We start from the raw sequence: 3,516 nt of genomic DNA on the forward strand, positions 1-3,516 counted from the left end.
AAGCGCCGCCGAACCGGGGACGATCCTCATCTCTCATAACACGTATCGCCACGTCCGCGGCGTCTTCGACGTGCAGCCGCGCGACCCCATCACGGTCAAGGGCGTCGAAGGGCCGGTGCAGACCTACGTGGTGCTACGGGCCAAGCCGCGCGCCTTCCGCATGGCGACGCGCGGCGTCGAGGGCATCGAGACGCGCATGGTCGGCCGGGAGACGGAGATGCTGGCTCTCCAAACCGCCTATGCCGACGCGCTGGATTCCTCGGAGACGCGGGTCGTCACGGTCGTGGGCGAGGCAGGGGTGGGCAAGAGCCGGCTACTGTATGAGTTCGACAACTGGCTGGAACTCCGGCCGGAGACGGTGTGGTACTTCAAGGGGCGGGCGACGCCCAATTTGCGGAACGTACCTCACAGTCTCTTCCGCGACCTGTTCGCCTTCCGCTTCCAGATTCTCGACAGCGACAGCGCCGCCGTGGCCTTGGAGAAGTTCCGCGCGGGCATGGCCGGCGCGCTGGAGGCGGCGCGGGCCGACATCATCGGTCACTGGTTGGGCTTCGACTTCTCGGCCAGTGAGGCGATCAAGTCGTTGCTAGGCGGCGGCGACCTGGGGGCGATCGGCCGGGCCTATCTGACGCGCTACTTCCGGGCGCTGGCCGCGGCCGGGCCGCTGGTGATCCTCCTCGAAGACCTGCACTGGGCCGATGAGCAGTCGCTCGACCTGGTGGCGCACCTGGTTGGGGCGTTGCCGGCCGCGCCACTGCTGGTCGTATGCGCCGCCCGACCCGTCTTCCTGGAGCGCCGGCCGGGCTGGGGCAAGGGCGAAGCGGCGTTCCGGCGCATTCAGTTGATGCCTCTCTCCAAACGGGCCAGCCGGATGCTGGTGGACGAAATCCTACGACGGGTAGACGAAGTGCCGGATAGTCTGCGCGAACTCATCATCGACGCGGCTGAGGGCAATCCCTTCTACGTCGAGGAGATGGTCAAGATGCTGATCGAGCAGGGCGTCATCGAGCGCCCTCTCCCCAACCCTCTCCCACGGGGCGAGGGAGTCCGCTCCCCCTCCCGCCGGGAGGGGTTAGGGGAGGGGGCTTGGCGCGTCAAAGTGGAGAAGCTAGCCACCCTGAAGGTCCCCCCGACGCTGACGGCGCTGTTGCAGGCGCGGCTCGACGGCCTACCGCGGCCGGAGCGCGAGGCGTTGCAACGCGCCTCGGTTGTTGGCCGGCTGTTCTGGGATGACGCTGTGGCCGACTTGATGCAGACGGAGCGCAACACTATCGCGCCGACGCTGGCCGCCGTCCGCAAACGGGAACTCATCTTCCGCCGCGAACATTCGTCATTCGTTGATGCGGACGAGTACATCTTCAAGCACGCCCTCTTGCGCGACGTCGCCTATGAGACAGTGCTGCGGAAGTACCGCGCCGAGTCCCACGGTCGCGTCGCCCGCTGGCTGGAGGTGCACGCCGGGGAGCGGTTGGGCGAGTACCTGGGCCTCATCGCCGAGCACTACGTCCAGGCCGGTGAGGGGCTGAAGGCAGCGGCGCTGCTGGAGCGGTCAGGGTATGAAGCAGCCGAGGTCGGTCTCTATGGCGCGGCGCGGCGTGCGCTGGAGCGAGCGCTGGCGCTGCGCGAGGCGGCGGGCGAGACGGATGGGCCGGCGGTCGCGCGGGCCACCATTGCCCTGGGCGAAGCGTGTGTGTTACTAGGCGATTACCCGGCGGCCGAGGCGGCCCTAGAACGCGGGCTGGTCGGGGCGCTGGCCGCCGGCGACCGCGCCGCCGCAGCCGAGGCCCGCACTCATCTGGCCAGGAGCGCGAATACTCGCGGCCACTACGACCGGGCGCGAATCCTGCTCGAGGCGGCGCTGCCGGAGGCGCAAGCCGTAGGTGGTCGGACGTTGGTCGTCGCGCTCCTGGCGGCCACCGACTGGGCGTGGGCGACGGGCGATTTGACCGCCGCCGAAACGCTTGCTCGGGAAACAGGTGAGTTGGCCCAGGCAACAGGCGATCTGACCCGGGAGAGTCAGGCCTTGAACTATCTAGGCGCGGTTGCCACTTCCCGGCACGACCTGGAGGAGGCCGAGCGGCGTTTTCAGGAATCACTGGTCGTGGCCCGCCGGGCTAACAACCCGGAACGTGAGGCTACGGTACTTATTAACCTAGGCAGTGTTGCTGAGATGCGCGGCGACTTCGGCTCCACAAGTATCTATGCCCAGTCCGCCCTGTCAGCATTCAAAGAGCTCGGCGATCAATTCGGTCTCCTCTATGCGCTGCAAAATCTGGCCTTAGTGACTTTGAGGTTGGGCGATCCGCGCGCGGCGCGGGATGGAGCCGGCGAGATGCTGGGTCTGGCCCACAAGATGGGCACTGAGCGCAGATTGGTTTCGGGGGTCTTCCTGTTCGGCCAGATTCTGTTGGCCGAGGGCGATCTCGCCCGCGGCCTGGCGCTCTGCGGCCTGGCCCGTGCCCATCCGGCGCTGGAGTCATGGGATCTGGCCGATAACGATCAGGAGTTGGCGAAGCTGGGCCTGCCGCCGGATGAACTCGAGACTGGCCTGGCCGCCGGCGCGGCGCTGGATTTCGAGACAGTCGTGCAGGAGATTCTGGACGGCAAGTGGTGAGGAAGAGCTCACGCAAAGAGCGCCAAGATTCCCAACAGCGCAAAGCCAGATAAGCTTCTTTCTTTGCGCTCTTTGCTTCTTTGCGCTCTTTGCGTGAGCTCTTTCCTCTTCATGTAGATTGAACGTGCAACGAATTTGAGGCACAATACACGTATGAAAGTCAACTTCTTCGCCACCCTCCGCCAGGTGACCGGACAGAAGACGGTAGAGCTTGATCTGCCCGACGGGGTGACGGCGCAGCAGGTGCTCGACGCCGTGCTGGCCCGCTACCCGGACATGATCGGCATGCTGGCCGGCGAGGACGGCCGGCTGTTGGGCCACTGCCACATGTTCATCAACGGCCGCGGCGTCAACTACCTGCTCGACCAGATGGATTCAGTCGTCCGGCGCGGCGACACGGTCAACTTTTTTCCGGCGGTTGGCGGCGGAGCGCGGTGAATTGGCTGGGCGCACACGTAGGGGCAGACCCGCGTGTCTGTCCCAGGGTGCACACGTAGGTGCGCCCCTACAGCGAATGGGAACGGCAGAAACGGATTGGATGAGGTCACCGAAGTTCACATTCACGCCATCCCCCTGTGGCTGCTGCGCGAATACCTGGAGGAGCTGGGCGGCCGGGCGCAGAGCGAGACCGAGGTCGCCGGCGATGGCTGGCGGGCCGAACTGCTGAAGCTGCCCGACCGGCACATCGGTTCGTTGCGCATCGGCCTGGTGCAGGTGACCCTCACAGGGGAAGCGGCGGCGCTGGCGCGCCTGAGGCCCAATCTGGACCGCAAGACGATGCGCGCGGGGGCGTAGCACCCTGTATCACAGCCTGTCAGGATGTAGCGGCGCTTGTGGCGCAGCCATTCCTGGCTGCGGCGGCGCTCAGTCAGGAATGACTGAGCTACAAGCTGCGCCACAAA

General features: G+C 66.2%; 3 protein-coding genes. All 3 read left to right on the plus strand.

Annotated features, from left to right (window positions below; genetic code table 11):
* On the plus strand, nt 1-2,614 hold a 2,614-nt coding region (locus ACE3UY_RS17555), incomplete at its 5' end, for an AAA family ATPase (RefSeq protein WP_374688785.1).
* Between the two features lie 153 nt (nt 2,615-2,767).
* Nucleotides 2,768-3,052 (plus strand): ubiquitin-like small modifier protein 1, encoded by a 285-nt coding sequence (locus ACE3UY_RS17560; protein ID WP_374688786.1) that lies wholly within the window; start codon nt 2,768-2,770, stop codon nt 3,050-3,052.
* A gap of 96 nt (nt 3,053-3,148) precedes the next feature.
* Entirely contained in the window at nt 3,149-3,409 is a 261-nt protein-coding gene (locus ACE3UY_RS17565) for a DUF1952 domain-containing protein (protein WP_374688787.1), read from the plus strand.
* Nucleotides 3,410-3,516: the final 107 nt, after the last annotated feature.

It is taken from the genome of Promineifilum sp. (SeqCode), from assembly GCF_041918635.1.
Taxonomy (GTDB): domain Bacteria; phylum Chloroflexota; class Anaerolineae; order Promineifilales; family Promineifilaceae; genus Promineifilum.